Here is a 14,501-nt window from a genome sequence, read left to right on the forward strand (position 1 = left end):
ATGGAACTAAATGAAATTATTGCCGAAAATATCGTAAATAAGCTCTCGGAATTGCTTAAAAGAAAAGTTTGGGTATCGAATTCCAGCGGAGATGTTTTGGCTTCCACAGAATTATCGGAAACCGGAAAGACATATGATCAACTCAGAGGGGTAACCGATTCAAAAAAAGAAATTGAATCACCGGGCCCTGCTTCTAAATCCAGCTTGCCTCAAGGGTTGATCGTTCCAATTATTTACAGCAATGCGGTTGTCGGATCGTTATTTATTGAAGACAAGCCGGAAGGTTATCTGCATTACCGCCAGATCATCGGCACTACGGTTGAGCTTTTGATTCATCAGAATATCATCATTGATAATTTTCCGTATAAAGATAAGATCAAAGATAATTTTGTGTTTGGATTGCTCCACCGGACACTGAATGTTGAGGACAGCAAGATCCGTGAAGAAGCGGAACTTTTCGATGTCAATCTCAACCGCGACAAAGTGGTTTTGATCATTAATGTCGAAGGATTCTGGCAGGGGATATTCGGAGGCAATCTGGCTGCGTCCGAAGGGGAAAAACAGACGGCCTTAAGCAATTATAAGAAAAAGATCTTCCAGGCTTTCAGCTCGTTTTTTGGCCGCCTGTCCGGATGTTCTGTTTCGTATTTCGGTTTGGACACTTATGTCGTCCTCCTGGACGAGCTTTACAGTACGGATGGAGCTGAGATGGTTGTCCAGATCAGGAACAGGGCGAGTGAATTGTATGATCTGATCTCCAACCAGTTTGAAAAGAACCATTATTCCCGGATCCTGATCGGAGTCGGCAGTTTTTATCGGGGAAAAGAAGGTTCTGCACTGGCCTATGAAGAAGCGCGAAGGGCTCTGAACCTGGGATTAAGCATCGGGGAAAAGAGAAACCTTTATCACATTGATGATCTGGGCATGATCGCGACACTGGCCGGAGGCAATAAGAAATGGCAGGATAACTTTGTCCGCAGAGTTTTAATGAAACTGCTGGCCGAAGAATATTTGCTTGAAACTGTGGAAGTATTTTTCGACAAGAATATGAGTTTGACCCAAACCTCAAAGCAATTGGGGATCCATAGAAACACTCTGCTTTACCGTCTGGACAAGATCAAGAAAGTCATAGGCCTGGATCCGCGCAAGTTCAACGATGCGATGGAATTGAAGGTGGCTTTAATCCTCAACAGGGTGCTTTATTTGGAGAAAGCGGCAGTAAAACAGATATAATTACAGACTTATTTTGGTAAAATATCCAATGTAAAAACAGGTGTTTTGATATATTATGAGGTTCTGGGAGTAATTAAAAGGAAACTTTATAATGTCAGCGAATGTATTGGTCTTATATGAGATAGCAAGCAAGGCAGCAACAGTCAAAACCAAGAAAGCTTTGGGGGAATTTGAAGAATGGGTGCGGGGCGTTTCAACCGCTCATAACGATGCATCGGTTGAAAAAGTGGCCAGAATACATCTGTTCCGCTTAAGAAGCCAATTTTCCTGATGATATTTACAAACTGAAAAAACCGCCGCTCAGGCGGTTTTTTCAGTTGAGGGCAGTTCTATTGATCTGGTCAGTTCTTCGAAGTCAGGCAGATCTTTCATATTTTTAATGCCCAAATGCTGCATGAATTCAAGTGTTGTTTTATAAAGCTGCATACGCTTATCGGAAGGCGATTGGATCTTTTCGATCAGGCCGCGGATGAGCAGATGCCGCAAAGTGTATTGCGAATTAACGCCGCGGATATTTTCAATTTCGGCTTTGGACACCGGCTGGCGATAAAGGACGATAGCCAGGGTTTCCAGCGCTGTATCGGTCAGTTTTTCCCGCAGCTCCAAAGACAGGTATTTTTTGACCATGTGGGAATTATCAGGATTGGATGCCAGCTGCAATTTGTTGTCGTGGGCCAGGAGAATAATACCCGACGCCTGGTTTGCTGCCACTAATTCTGCGATGGCCTGCCTGATTAGGCCGTCTTCCGTTTCCAAAACTTCTTTCAGCTCTTTGATGCTGACGGGTTTTGAAGCGACGAATAGGATAGACAGGATCTGGGATTTAAGCCTGGTGAGGTCCATGCTGCAAGGTTTTTTTAATAATGATCTCGGCGAACATATCACTTTGTTCAACTATCACGATCCGCTGTTTGGTCAGTTCCAAAATTGCCAAAAAGGTCACAATGACCTCGGTTTTGCTTTTCGCGTCCGCCAGCAGGCTTGAAAGGGAAGTTTCCAGTTTATTCGAGATCAGATTTTGGATATGCGCGATCTTTTCCGAGATAGATACGACCTCTTTCATAATATGCTGAGGCAGGCGGATAATGTCTTTCAGTTCCGCGGCCAGATTCCGCAGGCTTAGTGCTAAACTGTTGACGTCCATCTGCTGATCGGGCAAAAAAGTCACGCGATCCGAAAATTCACCCTCGCGCGTCCATGATTGTTTGCGGACCAGGTCAAGACCCCGCAGATACCGGGCTATTTCCTTGTATTTTTTATAAAGCAGAAGCTGGGCCGTCAGATCGAACGCCGCTTCTTCCTCTTCAATCCCCAGGTCCAGGTCCGGCAATAAGGATTTGGATTTGATCACCAAAAGCTTGGCCGCGATGACCAAAAAATCCGCCAGGTTGATGGGATTTTTTTCTTCCAGATTTTTGATATACAGCAAAAATTGTTCCGTGACCTTTGCCAGGGCCAGAGTTGAAATATCCAGCTGCTGCTGTTCGATCAGCTGGAGCAGTAAATCCAAAGGACCTTCAAATTGCTCGACTTTGACTTGCATTTACCCCCTCACCAAATTGCTCAATGAATGAACAATCCGTCTGCGAAGCTGAATATATGCTTTGCTTCTTAATTTTAAATTGTGTTCTCTTACTCGTGCATCCTTTTCTGATTTATAGGCTTCGTAATAGACTAGTTCGAAAGGCGTTCTTAGGCGTGTCGAAAATACTCTCCCAGAGTTATGCAATAAAAGTCTTTTTTTTAAATCATTCGTAGATCCGATATATTTATCTCCATCTTTAATACTTTGTAGAACGTAAACGTAATACATTTGGTGAGGGGGTTTATTTCTTTACTGCAAAATTACCAGTGACCGGGGTTTCCAATTTTACGTAATCCTTAACGTTCATGATCACGGATTCAGTGTAGGACCCGGCGGGAAGGTTGATCTGCTTATTTTTTAAAAGTTTTTTATCGAGCAGCAAAGGAATTTTAAATAATGAGCCAAAAGGGGGGATCAAACCGATCTTGGTTTTAAGTTTGACCGTAATATCTTTTTCTTTAGCCATGGAAACTTTGTCGTCAGCGAGTTTACCTAAGGCCTTGAAGTCGCAATTATTTCCTGCCGGCAGGACTGCCAAATACAGATTTTTTTTGCCTTTGAGCAACACGGCTTTCGCCACTTCGGAAAGTTTTTCATGCTGGGTTTCCGCCGAGTCAAAAGCCGTGAAGACTTTCTTATGCTCTATAACTTCATATTTGATTTTGGTTGCTTTCAGTAATTTTTCCAGGTTTTTGGATATCATAAATTTATTGACGGAGGAGTTGGGTTGGTTATTATCGCATTGATTAAATTTAATACCACCACACCAAATACAAGATAATTCAAAAGAGTAGGTTTATATCCCGTAAAGACTGCTCCAGCGCCGAAAATGATCCAACCGAATCCGATAATAATAACAATGATTCTCATGTTTTTTACAAATGCATATTGCTTGGACGTCATTTCTTTTTCTCCTTTGGTAGATCAACTTTAATATGCAATTCTTTCAATTGTTTGTCGGTTGCGGTCGATGGCGCGTCCATGACCGAGGTTTGGCCGGATGAATTGACGGGGAAAGCGATAACTTCTCGGATATTCTCCTCATTGGCCAAAAGCATGACCAAGCGGTCAAACCCGGGCGCCATGCCTGCGTGCGGCGGTGCGCCATACTCGTAAGCGTTGATCAGGTGGCCAAAGCGCTCTTCAGTAACCTCGGGTGATAAGCCCATGATCTCAAAGACTTTGCGCTGAACTGCAGGATCTGAAATGCGCACGCCTCCGGAAGCCAGTTCCAGGCCGTTGCAGACCAGGTCATATTGCTGGGCACGCAAATTACCCAGATCCTCACTCTTCATAAGTTTTTCTACGTGTTCAGCTTTGGGAGCGGAAAATGGATTATGGGCAAAAGTGTATCTTTTTTCATCTTCATCAAATTCAAGCAAGGGGAAATCCACGACCCATGCAAATGCCATTACGTCCGGATCTTTTTTTTCTCCTCGCAAATCAAATTTATCCGCTCCGAATTGTTTTATCGCCTCCTCATGGGTAAAAACAGGAAAAGGTTTTTTCCAGATCTTTTTTCCGCAGGCTTCGGCGACATTTATCATCAGGCCTTCCACCAGGTCCAGAACATCACGCTCTTTTACAAATGACATTTCCAGGTCAATTTGCGTGTGTTCAAGTTGGCGGTCGCCTCGCAGGTCTTCATCTCGCATCGCCCTGGCCATTTGGTAATATTTTTCAATGCCCGCGATCATAAGCAGCTGTTTGTACTGCTGGGGCGCTTGCGGCAAAGCATAGAATTTTCCAGGCTGCAGACGGGATGGAACCAGAAAATCGCGCGCGCCTTCCGGCGAACTTTTCGTCAGCATCGGTGTTTCTATTTCCACAAAACCTTGTTTGTTCAAATATTCGCGCACCAGAGTTGCGGCTTTGTGCCGCAGGCGCATATTTTTCGCCATGCGGTCGCTGCGCAGATCCAGATATCTGTATTTCATCCGGGCTTCTTCGTTGATCTTTTTCGTATCCTCATTGACCTCAAAAGGCAAGGCTTTTGCGCGGCTGAGAATGTTCAATTTGGTCACTTCTACCTCCACTTTGCCGGTTTCCAAATTGGGATTGATGAGTTTTTCATCGCGGGCTTTGACCAAACCTTCAACTTCAATAACAAATTCATTGCGAATTTCGGAAGCCGCAGTATGTGCTTCTGCCGAAACTTTCGGATTGACGACCAATTGGATCAAGCCTGTCATATCGCGCAGATCCAAAAAGATCAGTTTACCGTGGTCGCGGCGCACGGCGACCCAGCCTTTTAATAAAACCGTTTCACCAATCTTTTTTATCGTATCTTTAATGTAAGTTCGTTCCATTTCAAAAAGTTAAAATATCCATCAAATTATACCATAAATTTTTGGATTGACAAAATATTGTCCTTCTGCTAATAAACCAATGTCTGCCGGTGTTCTATTGCGTCTTTTTTGGACGAATGAATAAGGGGTGTGTCATGAGCCGTGTCATCGGACTTCATCATCGGGTCAAGAAAACGGCGGACGGCGAAGCGCGGCCTACGCAACTGGTCATTCTCGACGACGATAACATTATCACTCATGACCTAGAAGACGAGAATGCGGAACTCGACTTCGTACTCGCTCGCTTCCCAACTTCGTTTCGCAAGCCTGCCGACGATGAGGATCTGAAAAAATTCCTACCTTACCACATCGGTTGGCGTAAAATCGCAGCTGACAAGCGCGATCAGTATCCTGTTCAGCTTCTGAAACAGAAAAAAAAGCTGTGGTATCGAGCAGTTTTTGTTCCCGAAACTTTCGATGGCCTCAAAACGGGCGATACCGTGGCCATGGTGCTCGGCGGGTCAGGTGACAATCTGGCTTACGCGCTTTCACGCTGTGCCGAGTTGCTCAAAGCGCGTATTTTGCGCATTCCGCCGATTCGACTCAAAAAATACCGGATTTCGGGCAAGGAAGACGATGCGCTTAACCTTGCTCAGTTGGTTATCGCTGCGCCCGAGCTCTTTTATCCGACAGAACCGCGCGACCGGGACATCATCAACATCCGCGAAACATACCGAGCGCGCATGTATTGCATGGAAGCGCGGATCGCCTGCCAACTGCGCGTGCGACAGAATCTTGTGGGACAGGTATTCCGTAGCAACGAAGGCAAGTTCCCAGAGGGAGCGATCGAAGCCGAGTACAATAAGGCTAAGGCCAATAACGTTATTCTGAAGAACCTAACCAGAGAAGAGCGCAAGTGCGACACCAAGATGTTGGCTGCGCTCAAAGCCTCGCCCGTATATACGGAGATCTTCGAGCCCATAGAAGGCATTGGTCCTGCGATCGCGGCGGGTATCATTTCCACCATCGTGGACATCCGGCGATTTCCGGCCAAGCCGGGGTTTCGCAAGTTCTGCGGAGTTCACTGCACGCCGGACGGCAAGTTCCCGAAGAGACGTCGTCTGGCAGAAGGCGAGACCGGCAACGACTGGACGCCGGAGGCCAGACAGGCGTTTTTCCTGGCTGCTGAGCAATTCAATTTTCGCCCCGGCTCGGAATGGAACATGAAGCTCAAGGAAAGAAAAGCTTACTTGCGCGCCAAACATTCCGAAGTGAAAAAAACGCCGGACGGGAAAGTGAAAAGCAAGTATTCGCCTTTGCACATTCTCAGGATGAGCAAGTGGCAGGCGGCGACAAAGTTCGCCAACTGGTTGTGGGGTAACTGGTGGGCGCTGGAGCGCCGGCAACAAAAGGCCAGGGAGGCAGCATAAAAAGTTTGGTGAGACGATTCTACAACTGTCCCTAGTGGACGAGAAGCCGGTTGTCTCACCATCTGACCAGGTTAGAAATAATCTGGTCAATCTCTCCCGCGGAGCCAATCAGCAATGGTTGGCTTTTTTAAATTGCCTGATTGACAAAATTGCGATAAACTTTAAACACAACAAGGAGGAACTGAAATGAGCACCAAACTCAGTCAGGCGCCTCCTTTGTGGAGGCCGAAGCCGGAGGTTCCGAAGACTCCGAAAGCATTGATTGTCGGAGCGAGCTACACTTTCCTCACATGCAAGATCGACCCGAACGTCGAGTTTTGGACACCCAACCGAGCAAAGCAGGACCCGACGATACCGGCAGAATTTACGATTCTCTGGGTTGCCGATGACCTGGACGCCAACGATCGGATTAAGTTGCTGGACCAGGCCATAAAGCGGAATATGGAAATCTGGCGGGAATCCGAAACTCATAAGGCCTTATCTATCCGTGCAGTTTGCATAAAATTGTACGGCTTATGGGGGAAACATTCGAACCAATCACTGGTCGAGGTCATAGCAGAAAATGAAACCACGATCAGGGACGGTTCGCCTACAAGAATCGAGGAGCTTAAGGCTGCGGCAGAGAGGTACAGGAAGGGTCTGAGCGTGAAGTTTGACAAGCCGGAGCCGTTAAAGGCCCGAGGACGTCCGAGATTGGCAAGAGAGCCAGAACCTCCAAATGCGGAGATACAAACGACTCCTGCTTCCGTACCTAAAGAAGCTCTTGAGCGGCTTGCGGATTCTGACCGCAGAGTCTACGAGGCTTTCGTCCGGCACGCGGGTAAGAACGGGGACGGGGTTGCTGCGGTAGCGGCTGAGATGAAATATAAAAAACCCAATGTCCAACGGATCCTTGACCGGGTCCGCTCGAAATTGGAGCTTTGCAAGGTTGGCTGAAAGTCAACCTTTTTATTTTGGCAAAAAAAGACCGGCGAGATCTATTCGACCTGGCCGGTAATTGACTTGTAGACCGTCTCGATGAAGCTTACGAACTCTTCCTCCTCGCGCTTCAGTGCTTCCAGTTTCTCATCGCGGTCCTGCTGGATGGTACGAATCGCAGCGTCGCTTTCGTCCGTGATCCGTTGCCTTTCTTCATGGATGCGAACCTGTCTTGCGGCGATGAGCGCTGCCTGAGCTGAAAGTGTCGACCCCATGGCAGCGGCTTCGTTTGCGGCGTCGGCGGGAGAATCGGCGGTTGGACTTGCCGGTTCTTCAGGGACAGGTTGATCTTGGGCTTTCAGTTTGCCGCCCTTACGAGTCTGAGTATTCTTCTGGTGCGGTTTCTTGCCTGCTGACGAACCGTTTGTCGACTGCTCACCCGCGGCCTTGATCACGTTGGTCATCCGCTCGAGAGCCTCACTCGTGAGGATCATCTTTTTCCCGTCGCTGTGCTGTTTGATGAGTCCTTTCTTTTCGAGCTTGGAGACAAGCGCGGCTCCGGACTTTCCGAGTACCGTCTCGATATCCGGGATTGCCGTGCCGGTTTCCGGACCCATGGCGTTGAGGCCTGTCCAGTAATGGTCCAGGAGCTCGGAGTTCAGGCCCATGGCTTTCTGGACCGCCGGATCCTTGATATCGGCCTTCTTCTGGAATTCTTCGACGACGCTCCACGTTGTCGGTCTGCCCATCCTTCTCTCCTCCAGTTCGGGTTTAATGTCAGAAATCCGCCGGCCAAAAGGCCGCGGATTTGACTCTAAATATTACTACTTCAGAGGATGCTTGTCAATATGTTAAACGGCCGATATGCTATAATTGTTTTGTTGCAATTAATGAAATAAAATGAGCGGCTTGAATAAAATTGTTCTGGATCTGGAAACTCAAAAGTCTTTCGCAGAGGTCGGGGGGTTTGGCAAAAATCATTTACTGAAAGTTTCGGTTGTCGGAGTTTATTCGTATCCTTTGAACAAATTCCTGACCTTTGCCGAGGATGAACTGTACCGTTTGGGGGAAATGCTGTCCGAGGCTGACCAGATCATCGGATTTAATATTAAAAATTTTGATTTTCAAGTGCTGCAGCCTTATCTGAAACATAAATTATCGGACATTCCGGCCCTTGATATTCTGGAGGAGGTGGAAAAACTGATAGGCCACAGGGTCAAGCTTGATAATCTGGCCCAGATGACGCTGGGAGCCGGGAAGTCCGGAGACGGTCTGCAGGCTCTGAAGTTTTATAAACTGGGTCAGATGGAAGAGCTGAAAAAATATTGCCTGGATGACGTGCGGATCACAAAGGAACTGTACGAATACGCCCAGACTTACGGCAAACTCCTGTATAAAGATTATTTTGAGACAAAAGAGATCCAGATGAGGTTTGACGAACCTGTTTTGCGGAAACCAATCGCACGGCAGGCGAGTTTGTTTTAGTCAATATGAAAAAATTTTACTGGGCCATCGGAATTATTGCGGCAGCACTTCTGATCTATTTTGTTTTTATTCCTTCATTTGCGGGAAAGCTTTTGATCGACCCGATCTTGCATTTGGGGGTTTTGGGGATCCACTGGTACGGCATTATTTTGGCCGCAGCCATCCTCGTGGCTTATTTTTTGTGCCGCAGGAATTCGTGGAAATTCGGCATCAGCGCTGCGGATATAGATGATTTCGCTTTTTGGGCGGTTATCTTGGGCATTGTCGGCGCAAGATTATATTATGTTGTATTCAACTATTCTTACTTTTTTCAGAACCCTTCTGAAATATATAAGATCTGGCACGGCGGACAATCTATTTATGGGGCCGTTCTGGCCGGGCTGGTGTTCGCCTATTTTTACTCGCGCAGAAAAGCTTTCAGTTTTTATCAGCTTTTCGATGTGGTGGCTTTGTCCTTGCCGCTGGCGCAAGCCATTGGCCGGTTTGGGAACTTCGTGAATCAGGAAGCTTTCGGGGTTCCTACAGACCTTCCATGGAAAATGTACGTGCAGCCCCGTTTCCGCCCCGTGGAATATTCAGCCAGTAATTTTTTCCACCCGGCCTTTCTGTACGAAGCCATTGTGGATGTTATCGTATTTTTGATCCTGCGACGATTGGTCGGCAAAGTAAAAAGCGGAGTTATCGGCTGGTCGTATTTATTGCTGTACTCCATTGGAAGATTTTTTATCGAAGGGATCCGGCTGGACAGTTTTTTTGTTTTGGGATTCCGGGTGGACCAGGTCATCGCCGCAATTTTGATCATCGTCTCGGGCGCAATAATTTTCAGCAAGCAGTCAAAAACAGCTTAAAGAAATATATTGATTTATTGGAGCAATTTTGGTATTCTGGATAAGCTATGTTTACCAGAATCTCATCCATAACTTTAGCCGTTTTGCTTTTTTTGGTTCTGCTCGGCAGTCAGGGAAATCCGTATATTTACGCCACTTCGATCGTGGTTTTAATTTTTGCCGCATTCGCGATCAATTTCAAGCGGCTGAACTTCACTTGGCCGCACTTGCTGCTGCCGACAATTTATCTTCTGGGCGTAGGCCCGGTCTTCGCAGTTATCGGCGATGCGAACTTCCGCCTGATCTTTTTGATCATAGCCTGCCTGCTTTTTTATGTTTTAGAAATGAAGCTCGGCCGCGAAAGCCATTTTTTGCAGAATATTTATCTGATATCCGTATTTGCCGTTTATTTGGGATTATTTGCGGTGCAGTTCGAGTACAACCTGAATGTCTGGTGGATGATCCCCTTGGTATTCGGGTTGACATATATGCTGGCAGTCCAAGGCTTGGCCGGATTTTCTTTGCCCGCCAAACGCTATTTTTATGTACTGATCGCGATCGTCATTTCGGAAGCGGCTTGGGGCCTGTTTTTCTGGCCGACCCATTTTTTCGTTGATAGCGTGGTCCTGTTCTGCATTTTTTACCTGCTCTGGCTGTTCTCGTTCTCGGCTTTTTTCGGCAAACTTTCCCGCGCCAAGATTTATTGGCAATTAAGCCTGATAGCGTTCGTGCTCGCTGTCACGCTGGGCACGGCTGCGTGGCGGCCGTTACATTAATATGAAGCAACCAAAAATCGATTGGTCAAAATATACCCCGTTCCAGCAAAAAGTTTACCGCGCGATCATGAAAATCCCGCCCGGCAAAGTTTTGACGTATGGGCAGGTGGCGCGATTGATCGGCCAGCCGAAAGCTGCGAGGGCTGTGGGCAATGCCCTGGCTACAAACATGGATGCGCCTATCATTCCCTGCCACAGGGTGATCGGCAGTGACGGCAAGATGCACGGCTACTCCGCCCCCGGCGGCATTCACCGTAAAATTAAATTGCTCAAAAAAGAAGGTTATGATGCGTAAGCAGATCATATGGGTTATCATAATTGCTTTTTTTGTCGGCGCATTGGGCAGCATTGCGATCGGCCGGTTCGCGATCCCGTATCTGGCGACATTCAACGGCATGTCTTTTTTGAACAAATTGTCCTCGAATTCCCAGCTTGTGATCAACCGGACGCAGGAGATCCAGCTCAATGAAGGGGCGAATCTTGTTGATCTGATCAAGCAGGCCGGGAATATCACTGTTTCAATTTATGACCAAAGTGATAATTTTTTGGGCAACGGAGTGATCGCAACTTCGGACGGAGTGATCTTTACCAGCGATTCAATCCTGCTGGGCCAGACCAAAGTCAAAGTTGTGACCAATGACGGCAAGAACTTTGACGGACTGGCGCGGGCCAAAGACCCGAAAAGCACGCTGGTCATCCTGACTATTACGGCAAACGATCTGCCCGTGGTCCAGCTCGATGATGCGGCGAATATGGAAGCAGGGCAGAGGGTGATCTATGTCGGGAGATCAAACGCGCCTTTTCAGCACCTGGCGGTTACGGGTTTTGTGACTCAGAAAATGTCCAATCTTGTTGATAAAGCCGAGCAAGTATCGACTGATGTAACGGTAAAACCGGATCTATACGGCGGACCGATCATCAATCTTTCCGGGCACGCGATCGGCATCACTTTGGGTGCCGGCGATAATATCATTTCAGAAAATCTGCGGACCGATCTCGGCGAGTATCTGGCAACAGGAAAATTAACCCCCTAAATATGGAAGATTGTATTTTCTGCAAAATAATCAATCGGCAAATCCCTTCCGATATTATTTATGAGGATGACCAGACTTTGGCCATCTTGGATATCAGGCCTGTGAGCCGCGGCCATGCGTTGGTTATGCCGAAGAAACATACAGAGGATCTGTTGTCCGCTACAGGTGAAGATCTGGTCAATACGATCAAGGTCACTCAAAAAATAACCCGGGCTGTTAAAGATGCTACCGGAGCGATAGGCATGAATGTTTCTACAAACAATGGCGCTGCGGCAGGCCAGGTGATTTTTCATCTGCATTTTCATATTATTCCGAGATTTGGAAATGACAATTTAAGCCCTTGGCCGCACCAAGAAACCGAACCGAAAACGCGCGCGGAGCTGGCCGAGAAAATAAAGAAGTTATTATGAAATATTTAGTCACAGGCGGGGCGGGATTCATCGGCTCTAACTTTATTCATTATTTGTTTGCCAAATACCCTGATTGTGAAGTAGTGAACGTGGATAAATTGACCTATGCGGGGAATTTGGAAAACGTTAAAGAATTTGAAAACGATCCTCGCTATAAATTCGTAAAAGGCGATATTGGCGATCTTGAACTGATGAAGCAAACAATGCAGGGAGTTGACATTGTGGTCAATTTTGCGGCGGAATCACACAATGACAGGGCAATTTTGGATCCCGGAATATTTGTGAGTACCAATGTCTTGGGGACGCAAGTTCTTTTAGAAGCAGCTAAACAAGCGAATGTTCCGAGATTCCACCATATCTCAACATGCGAAGTGTTTGGCGATATGGAGTTGGAAGAAAAAAGAGCATTTAAGGAAACCGATCCGTTCCTTCCCAAAACTCCTTATAATGCTTCGAAAGCCGGAGCAAACCATGTTGTGATGGCTTATTTTCATACTTTTAAAACTCCTGTGACCATCAGTCATTGTTCAAATAATTACGGCCCCTACCAGTTTCCTGAAAAGTTAATTCCTCTTTTTACAACCAATGCGTTGCAGGGAAAAAAACTGCCGTTGTTTAAAAGCAGCCAAAACAAAAGAGAGTGGCTCCACGTGGAAGATCATTGCAGGGCCATAGATCTGATATTGCAAAAGGGCAAACTCGGCCAGGCTTACAATATCGGCAGCGGGGTTGAAAAATCGGTGGAAGAAATAGCCGATTCGATCTTGCAGATTCTCGGAAAGGACAAAAGCCTGAAAACTTATGTTCCTGACCGCCTCCAGCACGATCTTCGTTATTTGCTTGACTGCTCCAAAATCAAGAACGAACTGGGCTGGGAACCTGTCATAAATTTTGAAGAAGGCGTACAAGCAACAGTCGATTGGTATAAGCAAAACCCGGATTGGTGGCAGAAATTACTGGACAAATAATTATGGCAACGACTGAATTCAAAATTTCTCAAACTGCGATCCCGGGCCTTTTCGAAATAGACATAACTTTGCTGGAAGATGAGCGGGGATATTTTCAGGAAAAATTCCAGAAAGAAAAACTGGTGGCTTTGGGATTTCCAAAAGATTTTATGCCGGTGCAGCAGAATATATCGTACAACCGGCAAGTTGGCGTAACCAGAGGATTCCACGCAGAGCCGTGGGAAAAATATTTAGAAGTCATCTCCGGAAGCGTATATGCTGTATTTTTGGATTTGCGCGAAGGGGATAATTTCGGCAAAAAACAGGCAATCGTGATAGATCAAAACAAGGCTGTTTTTGTGCCTTTAGGAGTTGCCAATTCCTTCCAGACCCTGGAAGCCGATACTTACTATTCTTATCTGGTCAATGCGCATTGGTCATCGCAAAAAACCTCGGAATATAAATTTGTGAATTTAGGCGACCCGGACCTGGCGGTTGAGTGGCCGATCAGTCTTGCCAAGGCGATCATTTCCGACAAAGACCGCAATCATCCGATGTTGAAGGATATTAAGCCTTTTTAATTTATGAAAGTATTGATCCTCGGAGCCAAAGGGAGTTTGGGGCAGACTTTTGCCGATGTTTATAAAGATCAGGAAGTGATCGCTTGGGATAAGAATGAACTTGATATCACCGACGAAGATGCAGTCGCTGAAAAAATAACCGGACTAATGCCGGATATCGTCATTAATTGCGCGGCGTACAATTCGGTCGATAAAGCGGAAGACGAAAGAGAAACGGCTGATCTGATCAACGGGTATGCAGTTGGATTTATTGCCAAAGCCTGTGATTCCGCCGGCGCAACTCTTGTTCATTATTCCACCGGACAAATATTCGACGGCAGCAAATCAGAGGGCTATAATGAAGATGATCAGCCCGGTCCCGTTAATTTCTACGGCAAGTCTAAACTTTTGGGAGAGATGCAGCTGCAGGAGTACGCGGAAAATTTTTATCTGATACGGACCTGTTGGCTATATGGCCGGCCGGCCGAAGGAAAAAAAAGTTTTACCGATATAATGCTGGAATTGGCAACCGGGAACACCGTCATCAATGCGACCAAAGACGAATTCGGCAAACCGACTTATGTCAAAGACCTGGCCGAAGCTACCCGAGCGCTGGTTGATGAGAAAAAGCCTTTTGGAATTTATCATCTGACAAATTCTGGGATAGCCAGCAGGTTTGATTGGGCAAATGAGATTTTTACCATCAGAAAAAATAAAGCATTGCTTGAGGCGGTTAATGCCGGTTTTTTCCCAAGAAAAGCCAAGCGGCCCAAATATGAAGTTTTGAACAATACAAAATTCATCCAGCTGAGGCCTTGGACGGAGGCTTTGAAAGAATATTTAAGTTCTACCAATGAGAATTAAACCTTATTTAATACCACTAAGTTTGGGCATTGTACTTCTAACGTTTCTTTCTCCATTTTTTATACATTTACCTTTTGGAATTATTGAAGGGTTAGTAGTGTTAGGCATTATTTTATATCTCGCGGGTTTGGTTACCGAATTCGA

At 46.4% G+C, this 14,501-nt stretch carries 19 protein-coding genes; 13 read left to right on the forward strand and 6 right to left on the reverse strand.

Going from position 1 to position 14,501, the window contains the following annotated elements; genetic code table 11:
* Together WDN47_00005 and WDN47_00010 are read left to right on the forward strand one after the other, a co-directional pair.
* Nucleotides 1–1,233: helix-turn-helix domain-containing protein (locus tag WDN47_00005; protein ID MEJ0020948.1), on the forward strand; the 1,233-nt coding region annotated here is incomplete at its 5' end.
* A 91-nt stretch (nt 1,234–1,324) separates the two neighbouring features.
* The gene (locus WDN47_00010; protein ID MEJ0020949.1) at nt 1,325–1,504 is read left to right on the forward strand and encodes a hypothetical protein; all 180 of its coding nucleotides are present in this window, start codon (nt 1,325–1,327) and stop codon (nt 1,502–1,504) included.
* 29 nt (nt 1,505–1,533) lie between these two features.
* On the opposite strand, the gene scpB is transcribed toward WDN47_00010, so the two are convergent.
* The 5 genes from scpB to aspS form a co-directional block, all read right to left on the reverse strand.
* A complete protein-coding gene (gene scpB / locus WDN47_00015; protein ID MEJ0020950.1) occupies nt 1,534–2,076 on the reverse strand; it encodes an SMC-Scp complex subunit ScpB in 543 nt (180 codons plus the stop codon).
* Nucleotides 2,057–2,776 (reverse strand): segregation/condensation protein A, encoded by a 720-nt coding sequence (locus WDN47_00020; GenBank protein MEJ0020951.1) that lies wholly within the window; start codon nt 2,774–2,776, stop codon nt 2,057–2,059. The genes scpB and WDN47_00020 overlap by 20 nt, the downstream gene beginning before the upstream one ends.
* A complete protein-coding gene (locus tag WDN47_00025) occupies nt 2,777–3,046 on the reverse strand; it encodes a GIY-YIG nuclease family protein (GenBank protein ID MEJ0020952.1) in 270 nt (89 codons plus the stop codon).
* Between the two features lie 13 nt (nt 3,047–3,059).
* Entirely contained in the window at nt 3,060–3,521 is a 462-nt protein-coding gene (locus tag WDN47_00030; protein ID MEJ0020953.1) for a YbaK/EbsC family protein, read from the reverse strand.
* 196 nt (nt 3,522–3,717) lie between these two features.
* Nucleotides 3,718–5,127, reverse strand: coding sequence for an aspartate--tRNA ligase (gene aspS / locus WDN47_00035; GenBank protein MEJ0020954.1), 1,410 nt, complete (start codon nt 5,125–5,127; stop codon nt 3,718–3,720).
* Nucleotides 5,128–5,261: 134 nt separating this feature from the next.
* Here aspS and WDN47_00040 point away from each other — a divergent pair, with 134 nt between their 5' ends.
* Complete coding sequence (locus WDN47_00040) at nt 5,262–6,536, forward strand: hypothetical protein (GenBank protein MEJ0020955.1); 1,275 nt, start codon at nt 5,262–5,264, stop codon at nt 6,534–6,536.
* Between the two features lie 186 nt (nt 6,537–6,722).
* Nucleotides 6,723–7,472: a hypothetical protein gene (locus WDN47_00045; protein ID MEJ0020956.1), complete on the forward strand. Its 750-nt coding sequence runs from the start codon at nt 6,723–6,725 to the stop codon at nt 7,470–7,472.
* A 41-nt stretch (nt 7,473–7,513) separates the two neighbouring features.
* Here the strand turns inward: WDN47_00045 and WDN47_00050 are convergent, their stop codons facing one another.
* A complete protein-coding gene (locus WDN47_00050; GenBank protein MEJ0020957.1) occupies nt 7,514–8,203 on the reverse strand; it encodes a hypothetical protein in 690 nt (229 codons plus the stop codon).
* A 151-nt stretch (nt 8,204–8,354) separates the two neighbouring features.
* Here WDN47_00050 and WDN47_00055 point away from each other — a divergent pair, with 151 nt between their 5' ends.
* From WDN47_00055 to rfbD, 9 genes are read left to right on the forward strand one after another with little or no spacing between them, the layout of a single operon-like run.
* On the forward strand, nt 8,355–8,939 hold the full coding sequence (locus tag WDN47_00055; protein MEJ0020958.1) for a ribonuclease H-like domain-containing protein: 585 nt from the start codon (nt 8,355–8,357) through the stop codon (nt 8,937–8,939).
* A gap of 5 nt (nt 8,940–8,944) precedes the next feature.
* A complete protein-coding gene (gene lgt / locus WDN47_00060; GenBank protein ID MEJ0020959.1) occupies nt 8,945–9,787 on the forward strand; it encodes a prolipoprotein diacylglyceryl transferase in 843 nt (280 codons plus the stop codon).
* Between the two features lie 47 nt (nt 9,788–9,834).
* On the forward strand, nt 9,835–10,542 hold the full coding sequence (locus WDN47_00065) for a hypothetical protein (GenBank protein ID MEJ0020960.1): 708 nt from the start codon (nt 9,835–9,837) through the stop codon (nt 10,540–10,542).
* Between the two features lies 1 nt (nt 10,543).
* Nucleotides 10,544–10,837: an MGMT family protein gene (locus WDN47_00070; GenBank protein MEJ0020961.1), complete on the forward strand. Its 294-nt coding sequence runs from the start codon at nt 10,544–10,546 to the stop codon at nt 10,835–10,837.
* Nucleotides 10,830–11,576 (forward strand): trypsin-like peptidase domain-containing protein, encoded by a 747-nt coding sequence (locus WDN47_00075; GenBank protein MEJ0020962.1) that lies wholly within the window; start codon nt 10,830–10,832, stop codon nt 11,574–11,576. The genes WDN47_00070 and WDN47_00075 overlap by 8 nt, the downstream gene beginning before the upstream one ends.
* A gap of 2 nt (nt 11,577–11,578) precedes the next feature.
* The gene (locus WDN47_00080; GenBank protein MEJ0020963.1) at nt 11,579–11,986 is read left to right on the forward strand and encodes an HIT family protein; all 408 of its coding nucleotides are present in this window, start codon (nt 11,579–11,581) and stop codon (nt 11,984–11,986) included.
* Complete coding sequence (rfbB, locus tag WDN47_00085) at nt 11,983–12,954, forward strand: dTDP-glucose 4,6-dehydratase (GenBank protein MEJ0020964.1); 972 nt, start codon at nt 11,983–11,985, stop codon at nt 12,952–12,954. The genes WDN47_00080 and rfbB overlap by 4 nt, the downstream gene beginning before the upstream one ends.
* Nucleotides 12,955–12,956: 2 nt before the next feature.
* A complete protein-coding gene (locus tag WDN47_00090; protein MEJ0020965.1) occupies nt 12,957–13,514 on the forward strand; it encodes a dTDP-4-dehydrorhamnose 3,5-epimerase family protein in 558 nt (185 codons plus the stop codon).
* A 3-nt stretch (nt 13,515–13,517) separates the two neighbouring features.
* Nucleotides 13,518–14,357: a dTDP-4-dehydrorhamnose reductase gene (gene rfbD, locus WDN47_00095; protein MEJ0020966.1), complete on the forward strand. Its 840-nt coding sequence runs from the start codon at nt 13,518–13,520 to the stop codon at nt 14,355–14,357.
* The last annotated feature ends 144 nt before the right edge of the window (nt 14,358–14,501 follow it).

It is taken from the genome of Candidatus Doudnabacteria bacterium (genome assembly GCA_037200925.1).
Lineage (GTDB): Bacteria > Patescibacteriota > Doudnabacteria > UBA920 > O2-02-FULL-48-8 > JBDTSL01.

Excerpts from the sequence above, each read along its gene's own strand:
- rfbB (MEJ0020964.1), top strand. The coding sequence starts at position 11,983 with ATGAAATATTTAGTCACAGGCGGGGCGGGATTCATCGGCTCTAACTTT.
- WDN47_00055 (MEJ0020958.1), top strand. The coding sequence starts at position 8,355 with ATGAGCGGCTTGAATAAAATTGTTCTGGATCTGGAAACTCAAAAGTCT.
- aspS (MEJ0020954.1), bottom strand. The coding sequence starts at position 5,127 with ATGGAACGAACTTACATTAAAGATACGATAAAAAAGATTGGTGAAACG.
- WDN47_00030 (MEJ0020953.1), bottom strand. The coding sequence starts at position 3,521 with ATGATATCCAAAAACCTGGAAAAATTACTGAAAGCAACCAAAATCAAA.
- WDN47_00040 (MEJ0020955.1), top strand. The coding sequence starts at position 5,262 with ATGAGCCGTGTCATCGGACTTCATCATCGGGTCAAGAAAACGGCGGAC.
- WDN47_00020 (MEJ0020951.1), bottom strand. The coding sequence starts at position 2,776 with ATGCAAGTCAAAGTCGAGCAATTTGAAGGTCCTTTGGATTTACTGCTC.
- WDN47_00075 (MEJ0020962.1), top strand. The coding sequence starts at position 10,830 with ATGCGTAAGCAGATCATATGGGTTATCATAATTGCTTTTTTTGTCGGC.
- WDN47_00070 (MEJ0020961.1), top strand. The coding sequence starts at position 10,544 with ATGAAGCAACCAAAAATCGATTGGTCAAAATATACCCCGTTCCAGCAA.
- lgt (MEJ0020959.1), top strand. The coding sequence starts at position 8,945 with ATGAAAAAATTTTACTGGGCCATCGGAATTATTGCGGCAGCACTTCTG.
- rfbD (MEJ0020966.1), top strand. The coding sequence starts at position 13,518 with ATGAAAGTATTGATCCTCGGAGCCAAAGGGAGTTTGGGGCAGACTTTT.
- WDN47_00010 (MEJ0020949.1), top strand. The coding sequence starts at position 1,325 with ATGTCAGCGAATGTATTGGTCTTATATGAGATAGCAAGCAAGGCAGCA.
- WDN47_00025 (MEJ0020952.1), bottom strand. The coding sequence starts at position 3,046 with ATGTATTACGTTTACGTTCTACAAAGTATTAAAGATGGAGATAAATAT.
- WDN47_00080 (MEJ0020963.1), top strand. The coding sequence starts at position 11,579 with ATGGAAGATTGTATTTTCTGCAAAATAATCAATCGGCAAATCCCTTCC.
- WDN47_00050 (MEJ0020957.1), bottom strand. The coding sequence starts at position 8,203 with ATGGGCAGACCGACAACGTGGAGCGTCGTCGAAGAATTCCAGAAGAAG.
- WDN47_00065 (MEJ0020960.1), top strand. The coding sequence starts at position 9,835 with ATGTTTACCAGAATCTCATCCATAACTTTAGCCGTTTTGCTTTTTTTG.
- WDN47_00045 (MEJ0020956.1), top strand. The coding sequence starts at position 6,723 with ATGAGCACCAAACTCAGTCAGGCGCCTCCTTTGTGGAGGCCGAAGCCG.
- scpB (MEJ0020950.1), bottom strand. The coding sequence starts at position 2,076 with ATGGACCTCACCAGGCTTAAATCCCAGATCCTGTCTATCCTATTCGTC.
- WDN47_00090 (MEJ0020965.1), top strand. The coding sequence starts at position 12,957 with ATGGCAACGACTGAATTCAAAATTTCTCAAACTGCGATCCCGGGCCTT.